Source organism: Lysobacter gummosus (assembly GCF_001442805.1).
Taxonomy (GTDB): domain Bacteria; phylum Pseudomonadota; class Gammaproteobacteria; order Xanthomonadales; family Xanthomonadaceae; genus Lysobacter; species Lysobacter gummosus.
The window spans coordinates 3,868,539-3,893,352 of record NZ_CP011131.1 but is presented as its reverse complement, the minus strand read 5'-3'; the positions used below and the strand labels follow the sequence as shown (position 1 = coordinate 3,893,352).

Here is a 24,814-nt window from a genome sequence, read left to right as displayed (position 1 = left end):
CGGCTCACGCTGAAGCATTTCAGCGTGGGTTCCGGTTCGGACCAGGCGGATCTTCGCTCTATCGGTCTCCATCGGGGTATCAGCTTATACCCTCTTGGTTACATTTTGTGTAGAGGTCCGGGCGTGTCGGAGGGGGCGACAGGCGATGTCGGTGGGGATCGTGGCTTGGGTGTGCGGGGGCGAAGGCGAGGGGCGCGTGCGGCCTTCGGCTCTTTTGTCCGGCGGAGGTTTCGAAGTGTCCGAACGAAAAGCACCGGGGCTGAAGCTCCCTCCCACAGAGACTTCGAAGGCTTCGAGGTTTCTTGCGGGAGGGAGCTTCAGCCCCGGTGCTTTCCGCTCAGATCGCGATGCATCCAGCCGCACCGCGAAGCCCTCCCATCGAGAGAGCTTCGCGAGCTCGCCCGGGCTCAGCCGCCGAAGCCTTCCGAGCTCAGGCTCATCAACGGCGCGGTGCCGCTGTCGATGGCGGCCTTGTGCGCCAACGTGCGCGGCAGAATCCGGCTGAAGTAGAAACGCGCGGTCTCGCGCTTGCCGTCCTTGAACAGCTGCGACTGCGACGAGGCCTCGGCCGCGGCGACGCTGCGCGCCCACCAGTAGGCCAGCGAGACGTAGCCGGAATAGAACAGGTAGTCGTACGACGCCGCGCCGACTTCGTCGGCATTGGCCGCCGCGCGCTTGCCGATGCTCATGGTCAGCTGCATCCATTCGGCCGCCACCTTGCGCAGCGGCGCGACGAATTCGGCCACCGCCGCATTGCCCTCGTTTTCCGCGCAGAACGCTTCGATCTTCGCCAGCATCACCTGCAGGCCCGCGCCCTGCAGCTGCATGACCTTGCGGCCGAGCAGGTCCAGCGCCTGGATGCCGGTGGTGCCTTCGTACAAGGTGGTGATGCGCGCGTCGCGGGCGAGTTGCTCCATGCCGTGCTCGGCGATGTAGCCGTGGCCGCCGAAACACTGCAGCGCGTGGTACGTGCATTCCACGCCCCATTCGGTCAGGCAGGCCTTGACGATCGGCGTCATGAAACCGATCAGCGCATCGGCCTCATTGCGTTCCTTTTCCTCCGGCGCGGCGTGAGCGATATCGACTTGCAGCGCGGCGTCGTAACCCATCGCGCGGCCGCCTTCGACCAGCGCCTTGCAGGTCAGCAGCATGCGCCGCACGTCGGGGTGGACGATGATCGGATCGGCCGGCAGTTCCGGGAACTTGGTGCCCGACAGCGAGCGCATCTGCAGACGGTCGCGCGAGTAGCGCAGCGCGTTCTGCAGCGCGCGGTCCGACAGGCCCAGGCCCTGCAGGCCGACTGCGAGGCGAGCGGTGTTCATCATCGTAAACATCGCCATCAGGCCCTTGTTCGGCTGGCCGATCAGATAGCCCTGGGCGCCGTCGAAGTTCATCACGCAGGTGGCCGAACCGTGGATGCCCATCTTGTGTTCCAGGCTGCCGCAGCGCACCGCGTTGGCCTCGCCGATGCTGCCGTCGCGCGCGACCTTGATCTTCGGCACGATGAACAAGGAAATGCCCTTGCTGCCGGCCGGTGCGTCGGGCAGGCGCGCGAGCACCAGATGGATGATGTTGTCGGTGAGGTCGTGCTCGCCGGCGGTGATGAAGATCTTCGTGCCGCTGATCGAATACGAGCCGTCGGCCTGCGGTTCGGCCTTCGTCTTGAGCAGGCCCAGGTCGGTGCCGCAATGCGGTTCGGTGAGGCACATGGTGCCGGTCCAGCGACCTTCCACCAGCGGCTTGAGGAAGACCTCCTGCTGCCACTCCTCGCCGTGATGCAGCAACGCCTCGGTGGCGCCATGCGAAAGCAGCGGGAAGTTGCCCCAGGCCAGGTTGGCCGCGTCGATCATTTCCTTGAGCGGCACGCCGGCCGCATGCGGCAGGCCCTGGCCGCCGAACTTCACCTCGGCGGTGAGACCCGACCAGCCGCCTTCGACGAACTGCGTATAGGCCTGCTTGAAGCCCGGCGGCGTGGTGACCGCGCCGGTGGCTTTATCGTGGCTGCAACCGATCTGGTCGCCGATGCTGTTGAGCGGAGCCAGCACGGTTTCGTTGAAGCGCGCGCCTTCTTCGAGCACGGCATCGAGCGTGTCGCGGGTAGCGTCGGCATAACCCAGGCGCTGGAACTGCGCTTCGGCGCCGAGCACGTCGAACAGGACGAAACGCATGTCGGTGAGGGGGGCTTGGTAGGTGCTCATGGTTGTCCGGGAATAGGGGATCGGGAATGGGGAATAGGGAATCGGGAATCGGAAAAGCGGGAGAGGTACGCGGGCGGGAGGGTGCCGGAGGCCGATGAATCGCTTTTGCTCTGGCGATTCCCGAATCCCGATTCCCGGCTTTACCGCATCACGCCCGGCAGCCCAGGCGCAGGACTCAGCGCGCTGCTGCGGTCGATGGTGAAAGTGCGCTGCTTGTTCTGGTCGGGCGTGGCGAGGATGTCGCCCTTGAGGCTGTAATTGAGGCTGCGTCCGCCGGCGAGGGCGTCGGCGATGGCGAGCCTGGCGTTGCCCGAGGGCTTCAGGGCGACGGTGACCACGTCGGCCGATTCCGGGCCGATCGATAGGGCCGGCTGCGCCTGCAACTGGCCGGCGCTGTCTTCGCCGAGCTTGAGCTGCAGGTCCAGGCGGTCGAACTGCATGGGGATGCTGCTGAAGTTTTCGATGCGCACGTCCACCGACCAACTGCCGTCGGCGCGCACGGTCAGCTGCTGGATGCGCGCGGCCGGTTCGGAAACGCGGCGTACCGGCCCGGACTTGCAAGCGGCCAGCAGCGCGAACACCAGCGCCAGACCGAAGACCCGAACCCAGACCGCTGCTTTCATGCCGCCGCTCCATTCAATCGACCGTTGGGAAGGCGAGGATACTACGGCGCATGGTGGCGCCGGCAGGGCCGGATCGGCGGTTTCGCGGCTGGGGTCGGGAAGCGGCGGGACGGCTGTTCAGGCCAAGGCCGTGCCGGGTCGGGTCAGTCCGCGGCCCCGACGCGCCCGGACGCTTCGCCGCCGCCATCGAGGCGGCGCGCCCCTCAATCCAGCAAACCCTTGCGCAGGGCGTAGCGGACCAGCTCCGCGGTATTGCGTACCGCCAGCTTCTCCAGCACCCGCGCGCGATGGTTCTCCGCGGTCTTCACACTGATCGTCAACTGGCGGGCGATTTCCTTCGTGGTCAGCCCTTCGGCGATCAGATGGAACACCTCGCGTTCGCGCGGGGTCAGGCGGCCGTAGGGGTTGCCGAGGTCGCGTTCGGGATGGCGCAGTTGCTCGGCCAGCGCGCGCGCCGCCTGCGGGCCGAAATAACCCTTGCCGGTGTGCACGCTGTGCACCGCGGCGAGCAGTTCCGAGGCCGGGCTGTCCTTGACCATGTAACCGGTGGCGCCGGCACGCACGGCCTGCAGGATGTACTCGTCTTCCTGATGCATGGTCAGCACCAGCACGCGCACCTCGGGCAGGCTGTCGAACAGTCGGCGGATCACTTCCAGCCCGCTCAGGCGCGGCATCGACAGGTCGGTGACGACTACGTCCGGACGCAGCGCTTGCGCCTGTTTCAGCGTGTCCAGTCCGTCCGCGGCCTGGCCGACGATATCGACGCCGCCGCTGCGCAACAGGCTCACCAGGCTTTCGCGGACCATGGTGTGGTCGTCGGCGATCAGGACGCGGATGGGCGCGGGCGGCATGGGCTCAGCGTGCGCAGACGCTAGCGGCAGGTCAAGCCGCGAAGCGTCGTCTGAACGCGGCGGCGCGGCGGTCATGTGTAGTCGAGAGGAACACGGGCGCTGACCCGCATGCCTTCGCCGACGGCGCTGCGCAATTGCAGCTGGCCGCCGTACAAGCGCAGCCGCTCGCGCATGCCGCCCAGGCCGTTGCCGCCGCTGGCCAGGGCGAGTTCGGGATCGCAGCCGCGGCCGTTATCAAAGATTTCCAGCAGCAGGCTGGCGCCGCGCCGATGCAGGACGACTTGAATTTCGCCGGCGCCGGCGTGCTTGGCCGCGTTGGTCAGCGCTTCCTGGGTTACCCGGAACAACAGCGTCTGCAATTCGCCGTCCAGCGGCGGCAGCGCGTCGATCTCCAAGGTGACCTGCGCGCCGCTGCTCTGGCCCTGGCTGCGCACCAGCCACCGCAGCGCCGCCTCCAGGCCCAGGTCGTCGAGGATCGGTGGACGCAGCATGCGCGAGAGTTCGCGCGTGTCTTCCAACGTATCGCCGCACAGCGCCAGCGCGGCGGCGACAGTGCCTCGCAGCGCGTCGTCGCGCGGCGCCAGCGCGGCGTCGAGTTCGTGCAGACGATGCTTGAGCACGGTGAGGTTCTGGCCGACGCCGTCGTGCAGTTCGCGGGCGATGCGGCGGCGTTCGTCTTCCTGCACCTTCCACACCGCGCGGCCGAGGCGGCGGAATTCGCGTTCGTTGCGTTCCAGTCGCTGCAGCAATTGCTGGTACAGCTCGCGCAGTTCGGTCGCTTCGCTCATGGCCGAGGCGCCTGGGTGCGCTCGCGTTCGGGCGCGTTGGCGGCCTGGGCGCGGCTGAGGTCGTGGCCGGCGCGCAGGGCCGGCGGCAGTTGTTCGCGCAGGCGCTGTTGCGCCGCCAGCGCCTGCGTGTCGGCGCTGGCGGCCGCGGCATCGTCGCCGGCCGCGCGCTGGGCCTGCGCGGCGAGTGAGTGCAGGGCGCCGGCTTCGATATTGTCGCCGCGACGCAGCAGCGGCTGCGCGTCGCGATAAACCTGCAGCGCGGTCGCCGCGTCGTCGTGCGCCAGCGCCGCGCGCATCCGCGCCTGCGCCCACTGCAAGCGCAGGCCGGCGTGGCCGAGCGCTGCGATCTGCGCATCGAGCGCGGGATCGGGCATCTGCCCGGCGGCGGTGCTCTGCAGCGCGGTCTGCAACTGCAACACCCGCACGCCGGATTGGCGGGCATCGCGTTGCGCGTCGACATGGGCGCGGCGTTCGCCGTCGCGATCGCCCGCGCGCCGCGCCAACTGCGCGCGCAGCAAGGCGGCGATGCCGCGTTGTTCCGACGAAGCCGCGGCCACTCGCGGCGCCAGCGCGTCCAGCGCCTTGCGCGCGTCGCCATCGGCGTCGGCGCGCAGCAGCGCCTGCGCGCGCAGTAGGCCGACATCGACCTGTCCGCGCGCGTCGCGACGCTGGGCGAACAAGGCGCCGGCCTGATCGATCTGCTGCAGCGCCGCGCCGATTCGCCCCTGCATCAGTTCCAGCTCGGCCAGATTACGCCGGCTCACCGCCGCTTCTTCCATCATCTGCTTGGACACCGCATCGTCGAGCGAAGACTGCAGCCGTTCGCGCGCCTGCGGCCACTGGCCGCGCGCGGTCGCCAACTGGCCGAGGTTCTGCAACGTGCGGATGCGCCCGGTTTCGTCGTCGAGCTTGGAATAGGCCTCGCGCGATTGCACCAGATAGGCCTCGGCATCGTCGTAGGCGCCGAGTTGGTACTGGGCGAAGCCGATATCGTTGAGCGCCTGGGCGATGCCGCCGGCGTCGCCGGCGCGTTGCCAGGCCGACAGCGCGCGCCGGAACGCGGCCAGCGCGGCGGGGTAGTCGCCGCGTTCTTCCGCGAGCAGGCCCAGTTCGTTCTCGACCGCGGCCAGGCCGTGGCGATCGTCGAGCGCGGCGTGCAGTTCGCGCGCTTGCAACAGGCTGCGCTCGGCTTGGTCGAACTGTCCGGTCAGCACCAGCACGTTGCCGAGATTGCGCAGGCTGGTGGCCAGCCCGCGCCGGTTGCCGACCGCGCGGCGCAGTTCCACCGCCTGGCGGTACTGCGCTTCGGCGTGGTCGTTTTGGCCCAGGCGCGCATAGCCGATGCCGAGCGCATTGTCGGTTTCGCCTTCGCCGTAGCGGTTGCCGCTGCGCTTGAACAACACCAGCGCGCGCACCAGATAGTCGTCCACCGCTTGTTGCGCCTGGCCGTGCAGGATCGAGTACTTGCCCAGTTCGAACCACGCGCGCGGGTCGTCGGGATCGCGCGCGGTCAGCGCGCGCAACTGCGCGATCGCGCCCGCGGCGTCGCCGCCCGCGCCCAGCGCGCGGGCCAGGCCGAGCGCGGCGCGGGTGTCGTCGGGACTCGCGCCGACGCGTCCGCGCCAGTACGCGGCGGCCGCATCGGCGTCGCCGTCGAGCTGGGCGCGTTCGGCGCGCAGGCGTTGCAACAACAGCGGCTGCGCGGCGGCCGCGCGTTCGCCTTGTTCCAGCGCCGCGTAGCCGGCGTCGATGTCGCCGCCGGCCTGCGCGGCTTCGGCCAGCGCGAGCCATGCCGCGGCGAAGCCGGGCGCGCGCTCGGTGGCCTCCACGAAGGCCTTGCGTGAGGTTTCGATGTCGCTGCCGCGCCGCGCCAGTACGCCGCGGCCGTAGGGCGCGAGCGACGGAATCGAATCGCTTGTCCACGGCGATAGCGGATTAGGACCGATATCGAGTCCGATCCCGAGGGCGCGGGCGAAATCGTTCGACGAGAACAACCCGGCCACCGCGGCCAGCGGTTCGGCCGCTTGATTCGCGGCGATCGCAGTGTCGTTGCGATCTTGCTGGATCGATGCACTAGCCCGCCACTGCGCGCCGGCGCGGTCGAGCCGGATCGCCAGCGCGCGATCCGCCACGGCGACGCGCAGCAAGCTCGCCGTATCCGGCGGCGCCGCGCCGCTGGGGTCGAGCTGGCGCAGCGCCTGTTGGCTGCGTTCCTCATCGACCACGGCGATGGTGGGAGCCAGTTCCAGCGATTGTCGCAGCAGCGCGGTCAGTGCCGCTTCCAACGCGGGATCGAGCGCATCCGCGGGCGCCTGCAGCGGCATCACGAACAATCGATGAAGCGGTCGCGCCTTGGCCGCAGTGCTTGCGCTCGCGTTCGCCGGAGGCGTCGCGCGCGGCCACCACAGCGCGCCGGCGGCGACCGCGGCCGCGAGCGCGGCGGCGCTGGCCGCGCCGATCCACATCGCGCGCGTCGGCCGCCAATCGCGCGGCACATGACGCGTATCGATCGCGCGAATGACTTCGTCCGCGCTGCCGATGCGATGCGCCGGCTGCGAACGCAGCAGCCGATCGACCAGGCGCACCAGCCATTGCGGCGTGTCCGCGCGCAGCCGGCTCACCGGCGGCGGCGTGCGCGACATGCGCTGGGCGAGCACTTCGCCGACCGTGCCGCCGTCGAACGGCATCTTGCCGGTCAGCATTTCGTGCAGGATCAATCCCAGCGAGTACAGATCGCTGCGCGCGTCGGCGCCTTCGCCGCGCGCCTGTTCGGGCGAAAGATAGTCGGGCGTGCCGACGATCGCGCCGGTCTGGGTCAGGCCGCTGCCGGCCAGCGAGCGGGCCACGCCGAAATCGCTGATGTAGGCATCGCCCTGGCGATCGATCAGCACGTTGGCGGGCTTGAGATCGCGATGGATCACGCCGCGCGCGTGCGCCGCCGCCAGGCCTTCCGCGATCTGCCGGGCGATGCGGATCGCGTCGTCGAAGGGCAGCGCGCCGTCGCGGTCCAGGCGTTTGTCCAGCGCCTCGCCGTCGATCAGGTCCATGCCGATCAGCCACTGCGTGTCGTGGCGGACCAGATCGTGGATGCGCACCACGCGCGGGCTGGAGACTTGGCGCGCGGTCAGCAGTTCCTGGCGGAAACGTCCGAACGCGTCGGCGCGCGCGGCCAGTTCCGGCCGCAGCAGTTTCAGCGCGATGTCGATGCCCAGCGTGGTGTCGTGAGCGCGATAGACCACGCCCATGCCGCCGACGCCGAGCAGCGACTCGATGCGAAAACGCCCGGCCAATACGCTGCCGGGCGCCAGGGCGTGGGCCTGGTACAGCCCGGTCGCGGTGGCGTCGGTCATGGCGTGGTGATCTGCGCGCCGACGATGCGGGTCCAGCGCGGCGCAGCGCCCGTCGGCGACTCGGGCGCGAGCGCGTCGAACGCGCGCTGCGCCAGCAGCCAGACCGCGGCGCTGTCGGCGAACGCGCACAGCAGTTCCAGATCGAATTCGCTGATTGCCTCGCCCGGGCCGCGGCGGTCGGCGTAGACCGCGCCGAGCACGCGCCCTGCATGCAGCAGCGGCAGGCAGATCAGGCTCTTGAGGCCGCCGGCCAGCACCGAGGCGCGGCGCGCCAGCCACAATTCGTCCGCGATCCAGTTGACCACGATGGGCCGGCGTTCGGACAGGCAGCGCTGGACCGCGCCGACGCTGCCGGAGAAGCCGTGTTCCTGCAGGACGTTGGGATCGAGCATCAGGCTGGCGCGGACGCTGAAGTCGTTATCCTGCGCCAGCAGCAGGAACCCGCGGCTGCAACCGGCCAGTTCGACCACGCCGCGCAGGATGTCGTCGGCCAGCCCAGCGCCGGTTTCGCGCGCGGGCGGGACGGCGGTGGGCAGTGGCGCGGGCGTGTCCGCCGACGGGGCGGCGCCGATGCCGAGCCGTCCGGCTTCGATCCGCCGGGTCCACGCCGCCGACAGATCACGGCGTTCGCGCTGGCGTTGCTGTTGTTCCTGCGCGCTGGCTTCCTCGTGCACCGAAAACTCGCACAACACGTCGCCGAAACGCAGCCAGCAGTCGCTGCGGTCGAGGTGGGTGTCGCTGATCTCGATGCCGTCCACATGCGAGCCGTTCTTGCTGCCCATGTCGAGCAGATGCCAGCCGTCGGCGTCGTGACGCAATTCGGCGTGGCTGCGCGAGACGGTGGGGTGTTCGATGCGCAGATCGCAATCGGCGTCGCGGCCGATGCGCAGGCGCGAGCCCGCGGGTATCCACCGGCTGATGGCTGCGGCTTCGGGCGGGTAAGCGATCAGTCTCGCCGGCATGGCCGCATCTTACGCGCGGTGGGGCGGACGCGGCAGCGGGTTGCGAGACGGAAATCGGACGCGCGCGCGCGGGAAGTGAGCGACGTCCGCCATCGACTGTCGCTCACTGCTCACTTCCGCGTACCGGCGGTCGCCGTCGGCGAGTCCGGCTCAGGGGCCGTAGTCGCGCGCGAAGGCGATGCTGAAGCGCAGCGTCGCCGCGCCCGCGGCGAGTTCGCCGGCGTGGTTGTGGTGGGTGCGGGTGGCGCGCCATTCGTCGGGCAGATAGCTGCCGGCGCGCGACTCGGCACGGCTGCGCACAGCATCGGCGGCGCTCAGGGCTGCGGCGTAGTCGTTTATCGCCAGCGCGCTTTCGACATCGTCGAGCAGCGCGTCGAAGGCGGCGCGTTCGCTCCACGGCAACGCATCGACCCGATCGCGCAGGCGCTGCACCTTGGCGGCGATCGCCACGTCGGTCGGGCGCAGGTCGAGCAGGATCAGGAACTGCGAGAAGCCGCCGTAAGTGCCGCGCGCGCGCACGCTGCCGGCGGCGATCTCATCGGTGATGTCGTAGAACGCGCCGCCCAGCGGCGCCTTGAACAGGCGCAGGCGGCTGCCGGCGGCGTAGGGCAGAGCGTGGGTGTGGACCTCGACCCGGCCGGTGCCGTGGAAACTCAATCCGCCGTAGCGCGGAGGCTGCAGGGTGATCAGCAGCGGCAGGCTCGATTGCAGCTTGGTCGTGTCCACATCGGGCAGGCGCGCGAGCAGGTCGGTGTCGCTCAGGCTCACCAGCTTGGCGCTGGCGCCCAGGCTCGACGGGCTGAGCCCGGAGGCGTCTTCGAAATCCAGCAGCACTTCGGCCAGAACCGTCCCCGGCAGCCCGGGCAGGCTCACCGAGGCCTCGGCGTGGTTGCCCGAAGCGCTGACGCTGACCGGCAGGGCCTGCGCCTGCGCGGCGCCGGCCGCGATGAATCCCAGCGCCAGCGCGCAGCCGCTCAGCCAGCGGGCGATCCGGTGCGAACTCCGCTGCGGCGCGATCGAATGCCTCATGTCCTGTCCCCCTGTACGGCGGCCGCCTCGCGCAAGGCTCAGGGCCGAAACTGAACCCGATGGCCGGGCCCCTGGCGATTCCGGGCGGTGGCCGCGCCGGCCTGGGCCGATGCGAACCGTGCGGAACCCAATACCTCATCCGGCGCGGATTTGTTGCGAACCCGGCACCTCGTCGCACCGATCTTGCGGCGGTGGTCCGGGTTTGACCAGCCTACTGCGGGTTTGCCGGCCGGTCTGTAGGGGTTTTTCCCTATGCCGGCTGGGCAGTCTTCCGGATGTCGCCGTCGCCGCCGCGGACGCCAAGGTGAGCCACCCGGCCGTCATGGCCACGCAGGGAGTCAGCTCCGACATGCGACACAGCCGCCGCAACATCCTCAAACTGTCCGCCCTGGCCATCGGCATGATGGCCAGCGGGCTCAGCTTCGCCGAAGCCCGTCTGGGCGCCGCGCTGCAAAGCGCGCTGGACACCGCCGAAGCCGCCAAGCCGCTGGAAGTGATCGTGTCCTACAACCAGCCCGGCCCGCTGCGCGACAGTCAGCTGCAGGCGCTGAAGCTGCTCGGCATCGACCAGGGCGTGAGCATGCGCGCGTTGCCGATCGCCGGCGCCCTGGCCACGCCGGCGCAGATCCGCGCGCTGGCCCAGCGCGGCGACGTGCTGTCGATCCACCTCAACAAGCCGCTGACCTACTACAACCAGGAAGCGCGCGAACTGTCCGGGGTCAACCGGGTGCAAGCCAATCCGGGCGATTTCGGCCGCACTACGCCGTTCACCGGCAAGGGCGTGACGGTGATGATCAACGACTCCGGCATCGACGCCACCCACGCCGATCTGAAGTACGGCCAGCGCGTGGTACAGAACGTGCAGGCGCTGACCAACCTGCATTCGGTGCTGGATTTCCTGCCGGTGACGGTGCTCGAAAACCAGCTCAACACCGATATCAGTTCCGGCCACGGCACCCATTGCGCCGGCACGGTCGGCGGCAGCGGCGCGCAGTCGGCCGGTTTGTATCGAGGCGTCGCCACCGGCGCGGATCTGGTCGGCTACGGCTCGGGCGCGGTGATTTCCATCCTCGACGCGGTCGGCGGTTTCGACTACGCGATCTCGCACAAGAACAGCTTCGCCGCGCCGATCAAGGTGATCTCCAATTCCTGGGGCAGCTCGGGCACGTTCGATCCGACCGATCCGGTCAGCCTGGCGACCTACGAGGCCTACAAGAACGGCATCGTCAGCGTCTTCGCCGCCGGCAACGACGGCCCCGGCGCCAACACGCACAATCCCTATGCGCAGGCGCCGTGGGTGATCTCGGTCGGCGCCGGCAACAAGGACGGCACGCTGGCCGACTTCTCCTCGCGCGGCAATCCGGGCGAAACCGGCCAGTTCATCATGCCCGACGGGCAGAGTTGGACCTACGTCAACGAGCCGACCCTGGTGGCGACCGGCGTGGACATCGTCTCCACCCGCGCCCTGACCGGTGCGCTGCCGCTGCTGGCGACTCAGCAGGATCTCGCCCTCGGCGCGCGGCTGCCGTTCTACACCCACATGAGCGGCACCTCGATGGCGACCCCGCACGTGGCCGGCATCGTCGCCTTGCTGTTCGAGGCCAAGCCGTCGCTCAAGCCGCTGGAGGTCAAGCAGATCCTCAGCCAGACCGCCGATCCGATGGCCGGCCGCCAGCGTTTCGAAGTCGGCAGCGGTCACGTCGATGCCTACGAGGCGGCGGGCGTGGCCAACGCCTACTGACGGCGTATCGGGCGGGAGTCGCGAACCCTCCCGCCCGTTCCACGTCCGCGGCGCCGCGTCCCCGGCGCCGCGGACGGCTTCTGTGTCCGGCGCAGCTCTCTCCAGTGCTACTTAATCGATTGTCATGAACGGATATCCGGGTGTGTTCGGGTATCCGTTTTTTTGTGGGAGGGGGTTTGAGCGTTGAAGTGCTGGCGGCGCTGAGAGCAGGCCGGGGCGGATGTGCGGCGAGACCTAGTGCCGGCTCGCGTGGCATGTGCGGACGCGCGGTCGCCGGCGATCGATTGGATCTCGGTATCAAATTGCCAAGTCTTTCGCGCGACCGGTCGCTGGCATTGAGCGAGCCCGCGCGGGTTGGCCGGCTAGGCATTGCGGCACCGTAAATCGCCCTGATCGCTCTGAGGAATAAAGGTCGAGGCGCGACAGATCGTCCGGGTCGATCTACGGAAGTCGCTGACAGGAAGATGCCGCCGGGTGCGGCTTATCGAACGGATGCCGAGTTAGAAACGCCGCTGCCGCCGTATTCGGGGAGTTTTGGCCCGGGAGCGGCCGACGGGGCGGCCAGGGCAGCCGATCGCGCATCGCCCGCGGGTGCGACCGCGCGCGGGCCAGGCGTGGCCTGGCGGATCGGAGAAAAAGAAGGGACCGCCGCTCGGGCCAACAGCGCCAGCGCCGAGACGGCGGCCAGTACGAGGAGATAGCGGGGCAGCGCGCGGAACGAGTCCAGAACCCAAATCGCCGCCTTCATGCACGAACCCCGCGTACTCCACGCGGGACAGACCGAACAGCCGTCCTGGCTGTCGGCGCAAATTCCGTTTTGCCGCGCATACCGCATCCCCAACATCTGTAATCAGTAGCCCCGGCTCCGCTGGCTCGCTTGCTTAAGGCGACGGCCTTTTTCCTTTGCTGAGCGGCATCCGTGTCATTCGCAGACCGTGCTGCCGGGGCGTGCACAGATTGGGCTTTGGCTTAGACGAAAGCAGTAGGCCTACCGCGCGGCCGCGTGTAGGATTTTTCTGACCCCCGTCACGTCGCGGCGGTCGTCAGGGGAGTAGGGGCGGCTGGGCGGGACTGGACGCCCCCGGGTTTTTGCAGGCGCGGGGCGGGTTCTCGGCTCGATCCGGTCCAGACCTTGTTTCAGGCGGACGTCATCCGGCTCGCGGGCCGGATGGCCGATGGGCATCCCAGGTGCCCGCGGACTTGTCCACGGGCCGGGCCGTCCGGTTCGGCCGGAGCGCCTCGCCGCAGCGGCGAGGTAACCGGTCAACTCAGGCTCAGGACTTCGCGTCTTCCGGCATCGTTCCGGCCGCGCGCATGTCCTGCTGGGCCTGTTTGATCGCCTTTACGTCCAGCGGCAGGATCCGGCCGATGAAGCACGGCATCTTGATCGCCTGCGGTCCGAGCACGGTGACTTTGTCGAAGCGCTGATGCACGCGCCCCATCTGATTGCTCACCGAAATGGCCTGGGCGAAATCCAGGTCCGGGCAGCGTCCCTGCAATTCCAGCAGATAGGCCTGATTGGGTTTGGTCCACAGCGCCAGCGCGCTGTCGCCGAGCGGCGTCCAGCCGTCGATGCGGCCGAAATACTGGAAGCTGTCCACCGCCGCGCCGGCGTGCGCGCGATACAGCGCCAGTCGTTGCGCGTCGTCCAGTTTCGGACCGGTGCTTGCGCATCCGGCCAGCGCCAGCGCGGCCGCGAGCAGCGAAGACATCGTCAAGGAAAATCGTTTCATGATCGGCTTCCTCTGGCGGTCGGGGGCCGCCGCGATGGGTGTTGGCGCAATGATGCGCCCGCCGTATCGACCCGCCGCAGCGGGCACGCGCATCATTCAGCGACCGGGAGGCTTGCCATCCCCGCCGCGCCTCCGTATCATGCCGCCTCTCTCACGGGTTGCCCGTGAAATGGCCGGGTAGCTCAGTTGGTAGAGCAGGGGATTGAAAATCCCCGTGTCGGGGGTTCGATTCCCTCCCCGGCCACCAAGATTCAGTTCGTGGTGGTTCGGCCAAATCCGCGGATAGTTCAAAAGCCTCCAGAAATGGGGGCTTTTTGTCGTCTGCGGTTGGTGGAGTTAGCCGCCGCGCGCGTGCGGCCGCTGTGCGAACGGGAGTCTGCGTTCGCAACGTATCGAAGCGGTCTGCCGCCATGGTCGCGTATCCGCATCCGCGCGTTTGCACAGGCGCGTTGCATGATGCAGACAGGCGACCTCGTGCGGCGGAACTCACTCGCGTTCGAACTGCTTGATCTCATCCAACAGCGCCTGCGCGCGACGCAGACTGGCGGCGGTGACGTTGTCTTCCACCAGCTTGGCCAGGCGCGGGCGGCTGGGGTGGCGCGCCCAGCGGTAGAACCACCAGGTCGCCAGCAATCCGGCCACGCCGACCACAGTGCCCGCGATGAATACCGACGGAGCGTTGCGGTACAGATCGACGCCGAACAGCGTCATCAACAGCATGCTCACGAACGGCATCCAGATCAGCCACCAGGCCAGTCCGACCGCCAGGCCGGCGCGGATGTAAGTGGTACGCAAGCTCGCCAGACGTTTCTGGATCGCCACCACCGGCGCGGTGTAGTCGTTGTTAGCGACCAAGGCGTGGATCGCGCCACCGCAGGCGATCAGGGCGATGCCGTAGACGTTCACGATGAGGCCGAAAGCGACCAGGTGCGCGCTGCCCAGGTGATGCATCCAGAACAAGATGCCCCAGATCACGCACACCACGCCGAACAGCATCTGCAGCGCCTGCCCCCATACCAGCGGGCGCAAACCGGACTTCACTCGCTGCCCGCGCTCCTCGCGCAAGCGCAGCAGATCCATCGTGTACTGGCGTTCGAGTTTGCGGTCGAGTTCGTGCCAGGCCAGTTTGAGGTCGTCGAGTTCCATCGTGAGTGCGCTCATGGGTTCGTGATGTCGTGGCGTGTGATGCAGGGAAGGTCAATCGGCCAGATCGCTGCGGATGCGTTGCTTGAGGCGCGCGATCTTGGTGGCGACGTTGGTTTCGCTCAGGCCGAGCACTTCACCGATCTCGCGATAGCTGTGTTCTTCCAGATACAGCAGCAACAAGGCGCGATTGAGCGGCTCCAGCGTTGCGATCATCCGATTGAGCGCGTGCACGCGCAGTTCGGCCTCCGGATCGGCGGCGCTCTCGTCGGCGACGTCGTGCAGGTGCTCGTCCAGCGCGACCGCGTGGCGTTGCCGCGGTGCGTTGCTGCGCACGTGCGAGATCGCCACGTTCAGGGCGATGCGGTACATCCAGGTGGAGAAACCGCGCGCCGGATCGAAACCGGGAAACGCGCGCCACAGCTGCACGGCGATTTCCTGCGCCAGATCGGCGCGGTCCTCATCGCCGCGGCAGTAGCTGTTGGCGACCTTGTAGACGATGCCGCGATGGGCCTGCAGCAGGGCTTCGAAACGCTGCCGCGCCTGCGTCGCCTCGCTGTCGTCTCCGGCCTTGCCGCCGCGCGCCGATTGGGTCCCTGTGTGTTCCATCGCCTGCCGGTTCCTGCCCCGTATGCATGGTTATTCGCGCGACGGGGCGAATCATCACAGCTCGCGGCGAACCCTGGCGTTCGGGCAGGAGCGGGGCTGAGGCGGCCGGCCCCCCGGGGCCGCGAGAACTATCCCTCGAAGCGGCTCCCAGGGGAGCGATCGCGGTCGTAGCGCCTTGTCAGGGCGAACGACGGCAGCCAGGACTCGCGGCGGATGATCCAGCTTTCGTAGGTGGGCGTGAGTTGGTCCGGCGCATCCAGAGAGCCCAGACTGACTTCGATTTCGTCCTCGCTGCGGGCGAAAACCGACGAGCCGCAGCGAGGGCAGAAAAATCGCCCGGCGTAGTCGCGCGTTTCGCCGTCGACCGTCACCGCGTCCTCGTGGAAGATCGCGGATGCGTGAAAAAGCGAGCCGTGATGCTTGCGGCAATCCAGGCAGTGGCAAAGGCCGACCCGGTAGGGGAGCCCCGACGCCACGATGCGGACGTTTCCGCACAGACAGCCGCCCGTGAATCGATCCATGTTGCGCCTCCTGTGAATCCAGCGATGGCATGCTCACCACGAACGTCGATGGTATTGCATTCGCCCATGGCGGGCTTGCCCGGATCGATCAATCGCCGCCGAGTTCGCGCAGAAGGGCAACGCTCGCGCCGTAGCACGGCGGCGGTCAGGGCCAGAGCGATCTTCTTGTAATGCCGTTTCGTGGATGTCTCTCCTTGGCGATAAGGGTAAGTCGATAAACGCGCGCCGCCGGCTTGGGCGGCATTACTGACTTCGCAGCGCAGGGGCGAAACCCGACATGGAGAAGGGAGCCGAGGCATAAGTCCAACTTTTTACGACAAATTTACGCGCCGCTACTCGACACTGTGGCCAGTGGTCAAACGAGCGTCGCCCGTGAACTCCAGTCACCATCCCGCCCCCGATGCCGCCGTCGCGGCCAACGAATCCACGCGCGCGCTACCCGTACTGGCCGTCGCCGCGCTGGGCATCGTGTTCGGCGATATCGCCACCAGCCCGCTGTATGCGCTGCAGGAAGCCTTCGGCGCCCATGGCGTACGGCCGACCCGCGATAACGTGACAGGCATCTTGTCGCTGACGTTCTGGTCGCTGATCGGCGTGGTGTCGCTGAAGTACGTGCTTTTCATAATGCGCGCGCACAACAAGGGCGAAGGCGGGATCATGGCCCTGCTCGCACTGGCGCAGCGCGTGCTGAGAGAGCATCCGCGCTTGCGTTGGTGGGCGGTGATGGCGGGATTGGCCGGCGCTTCGCTGTTCTTCGGCGACAGCGTGATCACCCCGGCGATATCCGTGCTGTCGGCGGTCGAGGGGTTGAAGATCGCCGCGCCCGGGCTGGAGCCATGGATCGTGCCGCTGAGCGTGGTCATTCTTCTGATCCTGTTTTCGGTGCAACGCTTCGGCACCGCGCGGGTGGGCGGGCTGTTCGGCCCGGTGATGCTGATATGGCTGCTCACCATCGGCGTGTTGGGCCTGTTGTCGTTGTTGCGCGCGCCGGAGGTGCTGGCGGCCTTGAGCCCGCACCACGCGCTGAATTTCTTCTTGCGCAATGGGTATGCAGGCTTCACCACCTTGGGCGCCACGGTGCTGGTATTGACCGGCGCGGAGGCCTTGTACGCGGACATGGGCCACTTCGGCGCCAAACCGATCCGCCTGGCGTGGAGCACGGTCGCGCTGCCTTGCCTGCTGCTGAGCTATTTCGGCCAAGGCGCGTTGCTGTGGAACGACCCCGGCGCTTCCGTGGGGCCGTTCTATCGCATGGTCCCTCAGGCGCTGCTGTACCCGATGATCGCATTGGCGACCTGCGCCACGGTGATCGCATCGCAGGCGGTGATTTCCGGGGCGTACTCGATGATGCGCGAGGGCATGCAACTGGGCTATCTGCCGCGCATGCGTGTGCTGCAAACCTCGCCGGAGCTGCGCGGGCAAATTTATCTGCCGGCGGTCAATTCGATCCTGCTGGTCCTGGTGCTCGCGGCGACCGTGGGCTTTCGTTCGTCCAGCGCGCTGGCGGCGTCTTTCGGCATCGCCGTCAGCGGCACGATGTTGATGACCACCTGCCTGGCCTTGCTGATCGCGCGCCGGCTGTGGCGGTGGCCATGGCTGGCGGTGCTGCCGCTGGCGGTGGTGTTGTTGACGGTGGATCTGGCCTTCGTCGGCGCCAATCTGATGAAGGTCGGCAGCGGTGGCTGGTTCCCGCTGGTGCTGGGCGTCGCCGCGTTCACGCTGATGATCACATGGCGCCGGGGGCGCGAGCTGCTGACCCAGCAGATCCGCAGTCAGGGCGTGCCTTTGGAGCCGTGCGCGGCTTCGTTGACCGCGCATCCGCCGGTGCGGGTGCCCGGCACCGCGATTTTCCTGACCACCGAACCCGGGCTGACGCCGCAGGCGCTGCTGCACAACCTCAAGCACAACAAGGTTCTGCACGAGCGCAATGTGATCTTCACCGTCGAAGCGCTGGACGAGCCTTATGCCGAGCCCGCGCAACGCGTCTGGGTGGAGACGCTGGACGCCAACTTCTATCGCATCCGCGCCCGCTTCGGTTTTGCCGAAGACCCGGACGTCATGGCCGCGCTGGATGCCTGCGCGGTGCGCGGACTGGGATTCGACACGATGGAGACGACGTTCTTCACCAGCCGCGAAAACATCATCGCCGGCGACCGCACCGGCATGATGGCCTGGCGCGACAAACTGTTCGCCTATCTGGCGCGCAATGCGATGCCGGCGACCGCGTTCTTCCGCATTCCGGACAATCGGCTGATCGAGATCGGGCGTCGTGTCGCGATTTAGCGACTTCGCCCGTCAGGACACCATCGCATCGCGCGGCATCAGTCCGGCTTCGCGGGTGATGTGTTCCAGCGCGATGGACAGCGCCAGCACGTACGTCTGCGACTGCACGCCACGGACCAGCGCTATGCGGTTTTCGATGCCTTCGGGCTCGCACAGGCGCGCGTCGGTCAAGTGGCTGGGGCGGATCTCCACGTAGGGCAGGCGAGAGCCCTGCAAGGCCTGCACGATGCGCCGGTCCCGCACACAGGCGCCGGTGTCGAGCAGGATCGCCTCGATCTGCGGCGCCTGCTGCGCCTGGATCGCCGCGATCAACGCCTTGTCGCTGGCCAGATTCCGCACGGCGATGCGCCGGCCCACGCGATTGGCGCGGATGATGAGTTGCACCAGCAGCAGGCGATCGATTTCGCACTGATCGCGGTACATGCCATTGGGCCGCTTCGGGCCGCGTAACAACACAATCGACATGATGTCCTCCAACGGGAAAATGCGTCGGCGAGCGTCCTGCTGGGACAGGCTCCGAGCGATATCGCCGCGGCGCGCGCGGCTTGGACGAATGCCTCGGCCGGTAGCGATCGGCGGCGTCGGATATCAGGGGCGCCGGTCCAGATCGGTGGCTTCGCCGGTCTTGCGGACCATGTCCTTCGAACTCAGGCCCAGAAAACGGTCGGTCAGCAGCGGGCAGGCCACGAAGATCGACGACAGCGTGGCCACGACCACGCCGACCATCAATACCGACGACATGCCGCGCAGGCTCTCTCCGCCGTAGAAGAACAGCGCCAGCACCGACAGGAATACGACGAGCGAAGTGATCATGGTGCGCGACAAGGTCTGGTTGATGGAGTTGTTCATGATGCTGGCCGTGCTGTCCCGACTTCGTCGCAGGTTCTCGCGAACGCGGTCGAACACGACGATCTTGTCGTTGATCGAAACGCCCATCACCGACAGCAGCCCTGCGATCACGGTCAGATCGATCGACCACTCCAGAAGCGAGGCGGTGCCGGCGACCACGGTCAGGTCGAACAGCATGGCGGCGCTGGCGGCCACGGCGAATTTCCATTCGAAGCGAACGGTGAGGAAGATCAGAAAGCCGGTCAGTACGAACAACAGCGCGGTCAGGCCGTTGATCGCCAGTTCGCGTCCCATCTGCGGGCCGATCCGTTCGCTGCGCACGAGCGTCGCGCCGCCGGCCTTGTCCAGCGCGGTCGAGATCGCCTGCTGCACCCGGACGTGGTCGAGGTCCTCGGCTTCGGCGCGGATCAACACGTGATCCGAGCCGATCCTCTGCACTTGCAGGGATTGCAGTCCCAGCGCCTGCGCGCGGTCGCGAATTTCGTCGATGCTGACGCCGGCGTTCGGGCGGACTTCGGTGGCGACACCGCCGGTGAATTCGAGCGCCAGATCGTAGCCCTTGACCGCGATGACGCCGATCGAGGCGAGCAACATCGACATCGCCAGGCCCACGGTGAGGTAGCCGACGCCGATGAAATTTATCCGCGTCTCATGCGGAACCAGTCGTAAGGGGAAAAACACCGGACAAACTCGGAAGGTGAGCGGCATTTAGTGTCGCCGCCAGCGGCGTAAACGCTCTATTCCGCGATTCGGGCCCGGGCGTATATCCGGCGTAAATTGGCCCGTGTGGCGATAACCGACTGCATTGCGCTCAGTACCCGCCGAAGATCAGCGACTGATGCGCGGCCGCGCCCGCGATGGTTCCGTCGCCGACCGCCAATGGCAGCGAACCCCCGGGCCGGGCCGCGTCGCCGCAGGCGAAGACGCCCTGCACCGTGGTCGCCTTCATGGCATCGGTTCTGATCGTGCGGCCCATCGGGCCTTCGTCGAATTCGCAACCGAGCATGGCCGCGATCGGGCTGGCGACGTCGGGCGTGGTCAGCGTAAACAGGCCGTCGAGGTTGGCTATGCGGCCATCGTGCAGCACCAGATCCAGCGAGCCTTCGATCCGTTCGATCCGGCTGCGTTCCAGCCTCACGCCGCGAGCTTGAAGTTTTTCGAGCTGCTCGGCGTCGGGTTCGAAGGCGTCGTTCAAGAACAGTGTGGTCGGTCCCCAATCGGGGAGCAGCAGCGCCAGATGCATCGACATGGGCGAGGTCGCGAGAACGCCGATCGGCCCCTGGTTCAATTCGTAACCGTGGCAATAAGGGCAATGGAACACGTGCGTGCCCCAACGCTCGGCGAGGCCGGGCACCGGCGGCAGCCGATCGACGACGCCGGTCGCCAGCACGAGCCGTCTGGCTTCGAGTGGGGGCATGCCTTCCATATCGAGCCGAAACCCGTTTTCGTGGCGTTGCGCGCCGGCGACTTTTCCGTCGAGCCAGCCGACGGTGCGGTAAGCGAGAAGTTGCTCGCGTCCCTTCGCCGCGATCGCAGCCGCTTGCGTGCCGTCCTGGGTGAGAAAACCGTGCGAGTGCCCGGCGAAGCGGTTGCGCCGCTGCCCCGCGTCCACGACCAAAATCTTGCGGCGCGCACGCGCCAGCGGCATTGCGGCAGCCAGTCCGGCATAGCTGCCGCCCACAATAATCACGTCGTACTGCATGAAGCGTGCTCCTTTCGATGGAGGCCTCATCGCGCCTCGGCGATGAGGCAGGGATTAGCGACGCGCTGGCGACGCCAGGGCAGGGCAGTGGGTGTTTTCCGCGCTCGGACGCATCACGAAACAATTGAAGTTTCATGATAGCTTGAGCCCGTGCTTCGCGCAACTTATGATGTTACGAGTAGGCCGGCACCCTCGGCCGGTTCAAATGCGAGGCGTGATCGATGAGAAGTGACAGCAGACTTTCGCGAATGCTCCACGTCCTGCTGCACATGGCGCGCCACGACCAGGCTTTCACCTCCGAGCAGATTTCCAGGATGCTCAACACCAACCCGGTCGTGGTCCGCCGCACCATGGCGGGGCTGCGCAAGGCCGGCTACGTCAGCTCGGAGAAGGGGCACGGCGGCGGATGGAGGATCGCTTGCGATCTGAACGCCGTCACCTTGCTGGATGTGCACCGGGCCGTCGGCGGCCCGCAGATTTTCGCCATCGGCAACGAGAGCGCGAATCCCGAATGCGCGGTCGAGCGCGTCGTCAACGCCGCGCTCGACGACGTGTTGCGCCAGGCCGAAGCGCTGCTGATCGAGAAGTTGCGCGCGATCGCCCTTGCCGATCTCGCGCACGAGTTCGATGCGCTGTGCACTGCCGCCGGCTGGAGCATCGACGGGCCGCGCGCGAAGTGAGCTTGCGGCCGGCTCGTGGTCAGCTAGGCTGTCGTATCCAACACCACGGAAGTCCGCCATGCCCTTCCGGACCAGCCGGGTCATCCTGTTTGGCGACTGCGATCCGGGCGGAGTGGTTTATACGCCTCGCGTCGCTCATTTCGTCGTGGAAGCCGGGCTCGCCTTCCTGTCGCAGGTGCTCGGCGGGCCGGCGGCGCGGCGGCTGTTCGACATGGGCATTCTTCCGCCCGCGCGTGCGCTGTCGATCGAATTCCTGCATCCGATGACCTGGGACGAGGTGATCGATATCGAAGTGTCGGTGGAACGAGTGGGCGAACACTCATTCACGATGTCGGTCGGCGCCGCCAACGCCGAAGGCACCGGGACCTTCCGCGGCACGATCACGCAGGTCACCGTGTCGCCGCAGACGATGCGGCCGGTGCAGCTGCCGCCCGAACTCAGGGCCGCGCTCGAGAAAACGCTGAGCGGCTGACCGTCCGTCGCGATGGCGCGGGGGCGAATGCGGCGCCGAGTCGAAACCTGCGCATCGCCCGGCCCGGGCGCGCCCGCCGACCTCCCGCGAGCAAGCGACAGTCGGTCGGCGCCGGACCCGGAACGGTGTTAGCGTCGTGGTTCTCGCACGAGGGCGATGGCATGAGCAGTCCGGACGATTATCTGCGGGATTTCCCGATCGGGAACCTGACCAACTGGATCCACGGCCAATACGACCCGCGCGCCGCGTTCGAGGTCTATGTCGCCGAGGCCTATGCCAGCCATCCGAACGATCCGGTCGGGTTCGAGACGGCGGTGGCGCTGTTGTTCGACCGGGCCACGGCGAAGTCGGGCGATCCGCCGGCATGGGCGCAGTGGAACCGGCGACTCTAGGGCACGCCGCCGCGCCAGGGTTCGATGATGATGAAGGCGGTGAGGATAGCGACTCCGGCGACCAGCAGCGTCGCAGCGGTCGCGATCAGGAAGAAGCGACTTTCACTCATGGCTGCCGCTCCCGGGACCCGTATCGACGATAGCGCATTCAGCCTCGAAGGATTGCGAGCGCGAGTGGCCTCGATCGAACGGCCGCCGCCGCGCGGCGAATCACCGCGCGAAAAGGCCGGCTTGCGCCGGCCTTTTGCTTGCGCGCTCGCGGACAAGACGCCGCGGCGCGATTTCGCTTACGGCGCAGTGCAGCCGTTGGCGATGAGGCAATCGCTTCGCTCCGGATAGGTGACTGGAACGGTTGCGGTGAAGCGTGTGTTCGGCGCCGCAAGCCGGACGTGCGCGATCGTGCAGGGGCCAGTTGCTGCACGCGCTCAACATAGCGCCGGGCGTTGGCGCGCAAGGCGACGATCATCAATATCCGCTCGCGGCGGTTCGGCCGGGCCCACTGAAAAGCGCCTGAGCCTCGCCGCGGCCGCATTCAGCGATTGCCGCGCCGGCCCGGTTGCCGGCGACGGCGCGCCAATGAACTCGCGCGCGACCGGCGCCCGGTGCTTGAGCGCCCGGCCCGGCCCGCCGACAGCGATGTCGATTCCGGCAGTCCTGCTTCGTCGCGTAGGAACCCGCCGAGGATTTGCGCGCATGAACAGCCCCACGACCGTCTCTTCCGTTTCCCTGGACCGCAATTGGCCCCTGGTCGCCGCCGGCGCCCTGATGGGCTGCGTGGCGATCGGCGCGGTGTTTTCGCTGGCGGTGCTGCTGCAGCCGATGAGCACCGCCACCGGCTGGTCGCGCGCCGGCTTGTCCAGCGCGATGACCTTGGCCTTCCTCAGCATGGGGTTCGCCGGTTTCGGCTGGGGCATCCTGAGCGACCGCTTCGGTCCCAGAGTGGTCGTGCTGGCCGGCTCGCTGCTGCTGGGACTGGCCTGCATCCTGGCCAGCCGCGCCGGCAGCCTGCTGCAGTTCCAGCTGACCTACGGGGTCTTGCTCGGCGCGGCCGCGGCCAGTTTCCTCGCCCCGGTCATCGCCGCCACCGCGGCTTCGTTCGAGCGTCGCCGCAATCTGGCGATATCGCTGGTCTCCGCCGGCATGGGCGTGGCGCCGATGACGCTGTCGCCGCTGGTGGCGTGGCTGGTGACGCACTACGACTGGCGCAGCAGCTTGATGATCGTCGGCGTGCTGGCCTGGGCGCTGACCTTGCCGGCGGTGTGGTTCGTGCGCACGGTACCCATGGCCGCGGCCGCGCCGCAGAGCGTCGCCGCCGGCGAATCGATGAGCGCCGGGCAGGCACTGCGATCCAAGCCTTTCATCGTGCTGGCGGGCGCGTTCTTCGCCTGCTGCGCCGCGCATTCGGGGCCGATCTTCCACACCGTCAGCTACGCGGTGGGCTGCGGCCTGTCGGTGACGGCGGCGGTGACGATCTACAGCATGGAGGGCGCCGCCGGCCTGGGCGGGCGCTTGTTGTTCGGCGTGCTGGCCGACCGCTGGGGCGCCAAGCCGGTGCTGGTGGCGGGCTTGCTGGTGCAGGGGCTCGCGGCGGTGTCGTATCTGGCCGTGAACCAGCTCGACGGCTTCTACGCGGTGGCGATCGTGTTCGGCTTGGCCTACGGCGGCACCATGCCGCTCTACGCCTCGCTCGCCCGCGACGCGTTCAGTCCGCGCATCCTCGGCACCGTTCTGGGCGCGGCGACCTTGCTGTCGAGCCTGGGCATGGCGCTGGGGCCGCTGATCGGCGGGTGGTTGTACGACCGCTACGGCAGCTACACGTGGCTCTACGTGGGTTCGATGGCGATGGGGCTGGCGGCGGCGTCGATCGCGATGCTGTTTCCGGCCGCGCGCCGGAGCCGGGGCGATGGCGGCCTGCGTCCGGCGCTGCAGCCTTGAGCGCCGCGGCCGCGGCTACGGCGCCTGCAGATCGGCCGACCAGTAGGTCACCGCGTCGAAGTCGTTGACGAAGATGCCCGGCGATTTCGGCCGCAGCACGACGCCCCTTGGATCGCGGATCTGCAGGGAAATCTGCTTGATCTGTTCGCTGCCGTCGGGCAGTACCGTGACTTCGACCTGGCGGATGCAGGTGAGCAGGCAGGGCCAGCCGTCACCGTTAACGGCTGAGATCGTCCAGCCCGAATTCCTGATGGCCACTAAGACCTCCCGGATGCAGGTTGCTCAACTTCGGGTCACGTCCCCGCCGCCCTTATACCAAACTGATTTACCGATTGCGCATTCCGGCGGCGGACCGCGTCCGCCGCTGCCGGGCCGCGCCGCCGTGGATGATGCGCAGTTGCAACGTGCCCGCCGAACCGCTTCGCGCCCGCCGATGATCGGCCCGGCCCGTGACGGATTTCGCGCCGCGCTATGGATGTTCAGTCGGGCCCGCGTTCGCCTGGTTAGGTGATAGGCATCTCGTTTGCGGCGGCGATCGAAAACAGCGACGGCGCGCCGGAAGTTGGGTGCCGGCTTTGCAGGTGAGCAATGCCGGCCAGGACGCGCTGGCGCGTAGCGCTATTGCCGAACAGGCTCTGCCGAAGCTGGTTGCGCAACGAAGCGGTGCGGCACGCGAAGACGATGCTGCAGCAGGCCTGCAATGTCGTCATGAACGACCTCTACGGTAGCCAGGTGAGCGAAACGCAATCGCCCAGGGCCGCGTAGGCGCCTGGATCGGTCGCTTCGGCGATCGGCGCGGCGCCGATGTCGCGGATATCGGCAAGCCTGTGCGTGCCCGGGAAAACGCGCGCGTCGTCGGTTTCCGCGGTCGCGGGCGTTGCAGCTTTTGCCGCGGCGCTTCAGGACGCTGCGCCGGCGTGCGTTACTCAGGCGTGAGGATGCCGACAGCGCGT

General features: G+C 67.8%; 22 protein-coding genes and 1 tRNA gene. 7 read left to right on the top strand and 16 right to left on the bottom strand.

All coding sequences use genetic code 11. The features are described from left to right. Positions 1–407 precede the first annotated feature (407 nt). The 7 genes from LG3211_RS15930 to LG3211_RS15900 form a co-directional block, all read right to left on the bottom strand. Positions 408–2,198 carry an acyl-CoA dehydrogenase C-terminal domain-containing protein gene (locus LG3211_RS15930; protein ID WP_057943696.1) on the bottom strand — a complete coding sequence of 597 codons (1,791 nt, stop codon included), beginning with the start codon at positions 2,196–2,198 and terminating at the stop codon, positions 408–410. A gap of 140 nt (positions 2,199–2,338) precedes the next feature. Continuing rightward, a complete protein-coding gene (locus LG3211_RS15925) occupies positions 2,339–2,821 on the bottom strand; it encodes an LEA/WHy family protein (RefSeq protein WP_057943695.1) in 483 nt (160 codons plus the stop codon). A gap of 203 nt (positions 2,822–3,024) precedes the next feature. Beyond that, positions 3,025–3,672 (bottom strand): response regulator, encoded by a 648-nt coding sequence (locus LG3211_RS15920; protein WP_057943694.1) that lies wholly within the window; start codon positions 3,670–3,672, stop codon positions 3,025–3,027. A 71-nt stretch (positions 3,673–3,743) separates the two neighbouring features. After that, positions 3,744–4,460, bottom strand: a complete 717-nt coding sequence (locus LG3211_RS15915) for a sensor histidine kinase (protein WP_057943693.1) — start codon at positions 4,458–4,460, stop codon at positions 3,744–3,746. After that, on the bottom strand, positions 4,457–7,810 hold the full coding sequence (locus LG3211_RS15910; RefSeq protein WP_083512578.1) for a serine/threonine-protein kinase: 3,354 nt from the start codon (positions 7,808–7,810) through the stop codon (positions 4,457–4,459). The genes LG3211_RS15915 and LG3211_RS15910 overlap by 4 nt, the downstream gene beginning before the upstream one ends. Further along, positions 7,807–8,772, bottom strand: a complete 966-nt coding sequence (locus LG3211_RS15905) for a GAF domain-containing protein (RefSeq protein WP_057943692.1) — start codon at positions 8,770–8,772, stop codon at positions 7,807–7,809. The genes LG3211_RS15910 and LG3211_RS15905 overlap by 4 nt, the downstream gene beginning before the upstream one ends. Positions 8,773–8,922: 150 nt before the next feature. After that, positions 8,923–9,801 carry a DUF6689 family protein gene (locus LG3211_RS15900; RefSeq protein WP_057943691.1) on the bottom strand — a complete coding sequence of 293 codons (879 nt, stop codon included), beginning with the start codon at positions 9,799–9,801 and terminating at the stop codon, positions 8,923–8,925. Between the two features lie 349 nt (positions 9,802–10,150). On the opposite strand from LG3211_RS15900, the gene LG3211_RS15895 reads away from it, so the two are divergent. After that, entirely contained in the window at positions 10,151–11,542 is a 1,392-nt protein-coding gene (locus LG3211_RS15895; protein ID WP_057943690.1) for a S8 family peptidase, read from the top strand. Between the two features lie 1,274 nt (positions 11,543–12,816). Here LG3211_RS15895 and LG3211_RS15890 read toward each other — a convergent pair. Then, positions 12,817–13,275: a DUF6491 family protein gene (locus LG3211_RS15890; RefSeq protein ID WP_057943689.1), complete on the bottom strand. Its 459-nt coding sequence runs from the start codon at positions 13,273–13,275 to the stop codon at positions 12,817–12,819. 171 nt (positions 13,276–13,446) lie between these two features. On the opposite strand from LG3211_RS15890, the gene LG3211_RS15885 reads away from it, so the two are divergent. Beyond that, a tRNA-Phe gene (locus tag LG3211_RS15885) sits at positions 13,447–13,522 on the top strand. Between the two features lie 239 nt (positions 13,523–13,761). Here the strand turns inward: LG3211_RS15885 and LG3211_RS15880 are convergent. From LG3211_RS15880 to LG3211_RS15870, 3 genes are all read right to left on the bottom strand, one after another. Further along, positions 13,762–14,436 carry a serine/threonine protein kinase gene (locus tag LG3211_RS15880; RefSeq protein ID WP_148648947.1) on the bottom strand — a complete coding sequence of 225 codons (675 nt, stop codon included), beginning with the start codon at positions 14,434–14,436 and terminating at the stop codon, positions 13,762–13,764. A 36-nt stretch (positions 14,437–14,472) separates the two neighbouring features. Then, positions 14,473–15,027, bottom strand: a complete 555-nt coding sequence (locus LG3211_RS15875; protein ID WP_083512577.1) for an RNA polymerase sigma factor — start codon at positions 15,025–15,027, stop codon at positions 14,473–14,475. 128 nt (positions 15,028–15,155) lie between these two features. Continuing rightward, positions 15,156–15,548 (bottom strand): GFA family protein, encoded by a 393-nt coding sequence (locus LG3211_RS15870; RefSeq protein ID WP_057943687.1) that lies wholly within the window; start codon positions 15,546–15,548, stop codon positions 15,156–15,158. 372 nt (positions 15,549–15,920) lie between these two features. Between LG3211_RS15870 and LG3211_RS15865 the strand changes: the two genes are divergently transcribed. Then, positions 15,921–17,831: a potassium transporter Kup gene (locus tag LG3211_RS15865; RefSeq protein ID WP_057943686.1), complete on the top strand. Its 1,911-nt coding sequence runs from the start codon at positions 15,921–15,923 to the stop codon at positions 17,829–17,831. Between the two features lie 12 nt (positions 17,832–17,843). On the opposite strand, the gene LG3211_RS15860 is transcribed toward LG3211_RS15865, so the two are convergent. The 3 genes from LG3211_RS15860 to LG3211_RS15850 form a co-directional block, all read right to left on the bottom strand. After that, entirely contained in the window at positions 17,844–18,296 is a 453-nt protein-coding gene (locus LG3211_RS15860; RefSeq protein ID WP_148648946.1) for a hypothetical protein, read from the bottom strand. A gap of 123 nt (positions 18,297–18,419) precedes the next feature. Beyond that, on the bottom strand, positions 18,420–19,361 hold the full coding sequence (gene secF / locus LG3211_RS15855; RefSeq protein ID WP_237049770.1) for a protein translocase subunit SecF: 942 nt from the start codon (positions 19,359–19,361) through the stop codon (positions 18,420–18,422). A 130-nt stretch (positions 19,362–19,491) separates the two neighbouring features. Next, positions 19,492–20,382, bottom strand: a complete 891-nt coding sequence (locus LG3211_RS15850) for an NAD(P)/FAD-dependent oxidoreductase (protein WP_057943683.1) — start codon at positions 20,380–20,382, stop codon at positions 19,492–19,494. A gap of 221 nt (positions 20,383–20,603) precedes the next feature. Here LG3211_RS15850 and LG3211_RS15845 point away from each other — a divergent pair, with 221 nt between their 5' ends. From LG3211_RS15845 to LG3211_RS15830, 4 genes are all read left to right on the top strand, one after another. After that, positions 20,604–21,062: an Rrf2 family transcriptional regulator gene (locus LG3211_RS15845; protein WP_057943682.1), complete on the top strand. Its 459-nt coding sequence runs from the start codon at positions 20,604–20,606 to the stop codon at positions 21,060–21,062. A 58-nt stretch (positions 21,063–21,120) separates the two neighbouring features. Then, positions 21,121–21,534 (top strand): acyl-CoA thioesterase, encoded by a 414-nt coding sequence (locus LG3211_RS15840; RefSeq protein ID WP_057943681.1) that lies wholly within the window; start codon positions 21,121–21,123, stop codon positions 21,532–21,534. A 161-nt stretch (positions 21,535–21,695) separates the two neighbouring features. Next, positions 21,696–21,926, top strand: coding sequence for a hypothetical protein (locus tag LG3211_RS15835; RefSeq protein WP_057943680.1), 231 nt, complete (start codon positions 21,696–21,698; stop codon positions 21,924–21,926). 693 nt (positions 21,927–22,619) lie between these two features. Next, positions 22,620–23,861: an MFS transporter gene (locus tag LG3211_RS15830; RefSeq protein WP_057943679.1), complete on the top strand. Its 1,242-nt coding sequence runs from the start codon at positions 22,620–22,622 to the stop codon at positions 23,859–23,861. A gap of 15 nt (positions 23,862–23,876) precedes the next feature. Here the strand turns inward: LG3211_RS15830 and LG3211_RS15825 are convergent, their stop codons facing one another. Continuing rightward, positions 23,877–24,119 (bottom strand): hypothetical protein, encoded by a 243-nt coding sequence (locus LG3211_RS15825; RefSeq protein ID WP_057943678.1) that lies wholly within the window; start codon positions 24,117–24,119, stop codon positions 23,877–23,879. 245 nt (positions 24,120–24,364) lie between these two features. Beyond that, complete coding sequence (locus LG3211_RS15820; RefSeq protein ID WP_057943677.1) at positions 24,365–24,571, bottom strand: hypothetical protein; 207 nt, start codon at positions 24,569–24,571, stop codon at positions 24,365–24,367. Positions 24,572–24,814 lie beyond the last annotated feature (243 nt).

Bases quoted from the DNA above. Each gene is read 5' to 3' on its own strand.
- LG3211_RS15930 (WP_057943696.1), bottom strand. From the start codon at position 2,198: ATGAGCACCTACCAAGCCCCCCTCACCGACATGCGTTTCGTCCTGTTC.
- LG3211_RS15925 (WP_057943695.1), bottom strand. From the start codon at position 2,821: ATGAAAGCAGCGGTCTGGGTTCGGGTCTTCGGTCTGGCGCTGGTGTTC.
- LG3211_RS15920 (WP_057943694.1), bottom strand. From the start codon at position 3,672: ATGCCGCCCGCGCCCATCCGCGTCCTGATCGCCGACGACCACACCATG.
- LG3211_RS15915 (WP_057943693.1), bottom strand. From the start codon at position 4,460: ATGAGCGAAGCGACCGAACTGCGCGAGCTGTACCAGCAATTGCTGCAG.
- LG3211_RS15910 (WP_083512578.1), bottom strand. From the start codon at position 7,810: ATGACCGACGCCACCGCGACCGGGCTGTACCAGGCCCACGCCCTGGCG.
- LG3211_RS15905 (WP_057943692.1), bottom strand. From the start codon at position 8,772: ATGCCGGCGAGACTGATCGCTTACCCGCCCGAAGCCGCAGCCATCAGC.
- LG3211_RS15900 (WP_057943691.1), bottom strand. From the start codon at position 9,801: ATGAGGCATTCGATCGCGCCGCAGCGGAGTTCGCACCGGATCGCCCGC.
- LG3211_RS15895 (WP_057943690.1), top strand. From the start codon at position 10,151: ATGCGACACAGCCGCCGCAACATCCTCAAACTGTCCGCCCTGGCCATC.
- LG3211_RS15890 (WP_057943689.1), bottom strand. From the start codon at position 13,275: ATGAAACGATTTTCCTTGACGATGTCTTCGCTGCTCGCGGCCGCGCTG.
- LG3211_RS15880 (WP_148648947.1), bottom strand. From the start codon at position 14,436: ATGAGCGCACTCACGATGGAACTCGACGACCTCAAACTGGCCTGGCAC.
- LG3211_RS15875 (WP_083512577.1), bottom strand. From the start codon at position 15,027: ATGGAACACACAGGGACCCAATCGGCGCGCGGCGGCAAGGCCGGAGAC.
- LG3211_RS15870 (WP_057943687.1), bottom strand. From the start codon at position 15,548: ATGGATCGATTCACGGGCGGCTGTCTGTGCGGAAACGTCCGCATCGTG.
- LG3211_RS15860 (WP_148648946.1), bottom strand. From the start codon at position 18,296: ATGTCGATTGTGTTGTTACGCGGCCCGAAGCGGCCCAATGGCATGTAC.
- LG3211_RS15850 (WP_057943683.1), bottom strand. From the start codon at position 20,382: ATGCAGTACGACGTGATTATTGTGGGCGGCAGCTATGCCGGACTGGCT.
- LG3211_RS15845 (WP_057943682.1), top strand. From the start codon at position 20,604: ATGAGAAGTGACAGCAGACTTTCGCGAATGCTCCACGTCCTGCTGCAC.
- LG3211_RS15840 (WP_057943681.1), top strand. From the start codon at position 21,121: ATGCCCTTCCGGACCAGCCGGGTCATCCTGTTTGGCGACTGCGATCCG.
- LG3211_RS15835 (WP_057943680.1), top strand. From the start codon at position 21,696: ATGAGCAGTCCGGACGATTATCTGCGGGATTTCCCGATCGGGAACCTG.
- LG3211_RS15830 (WP_057943679.1), top strand. From the start codon at position 22,620: ATGAACAGCCCCACGACCGTCTCTTCCGTTTCCCTGGACCGCAATTGG.
- LG3211_RS15820 (WP_057943677.1), bottom strand. From the start codon at position 24,571: ATGACGACATTGCAGGCCTGCTGCAGCATCGTCTTCGCGTGCCGCACC.